Source organism: Nitrospirota bacterium (assembly GCA_016219645.1).
GTDB lineage: Bacteria > Nitrospirota > Nitrospiria > Nitrospirales > Nitrospiraceae > Palsa-1315.
In genome coordinates, this window is record JACRLR010000017.1 from 1 (window position 1) to 1,111 (window position 1,111).

Sequence of the window (1,111 nt, forward strand, 5' to 3'; positions counted from 1 at the left end):
ACCATTCCGCCAGAACACGGGTCCGACTTCGCTGTCCCATCACCTCTCGCAACGCCTGGTCGGATAGCAGTTCTTCAATGGCCGCCGCCAACGCGGTGGAGTCTCTCGGGGAAACCAGCAACCCGTTAAACCGATCACGTACGATCTCCCGACAGCCGGGAACATCTGTGGCTACTATGGCCTTGCCACAGGCTGCCGCTTCCAACAATACTTTGGGAAGCCCCTCTCGATACGACGGCAGCACGACCAGCATGGCCGCTGCATAGACAGCCGGCATATCCTCTCGGTGTCCCCACCACTCAACCACCCCTTCCTGCACCCACTCCTTCAGGCGGATTTCCGGAATAGCCGCCGGGTTATGTTCATCTCGTCGACCGACGAGAATAAACCGAGCATGGATGCCTTTTTGCTTGAGCCGTCTGGCGGCTTCTACAAATTCCCCGACGCCTTTGTCCCTGAGCATGCGTGCCGGCAGAACAACAACCGGAATACCGGATGGCTGCGGCTGCATGGAATAAACCGCGACATCGATGCCTGAACCGGCAATAATCCTCGCTCGAGAGGCAGGGACCACCCCCTCTCCGACGAGCCGATCCTGATCATCTTGGTTTTGGACCAGTGCGACGGAATGGCTCAAACGGAGTACGGTTCTGAATGCCGTCTTCACGCACCAACGCAACAGCCCGTTCCGTTCATCCATAAAAGCATACCCAAGACCGGCGAATGCGTTGATGACGGACGGGACTCGGGTAAGCCACGCAGCCAGGGATCCGTACAGAATCGGCTTCATGGCCACATGATGCACCACATCAGGGTTCACGCGACGATACAACCGCACAAGTTCTGCCACGGCGATCACCTCGCGAAACGGATTGCGGCTCCGACGGACCATCTCCAACGGTTCGAGCTGAAACCCTTCTCCTCGGATTCGTTCTCCGTGATCGGTCACGCGAGTCGCCACGATCACGTTGTAGCCTGCTTCCCGTGCGGCCCGCGCCAGGTCGAGACGATGAGACCAGAAATACCAGTCTTCAGTGATGAGATACAGAAGGCGCGGATGATCTGCCATGAGCGCTCGACCAAGCTTGAAACATCAGCACATTCCAGAGCC

At 58.1% G+C, this 1,111-nt stretch carries 1 protein-coding gene; it reads right to left on the bottom strand.

Annotation, left to right across the window (positions count from 1 at the left end; all coding sequences use genetic code 11):
- Positions 1 to 1,069: glycosyltransferase family 4 protein (locus HZB34_06725; protein MBI5315646.1), on the bottom strand; the 1,069-nt coding region annotated here is incomplete at its 3' end.
- Positions 1,070 to 1,111: the final 42 nt, after the last annotated feature.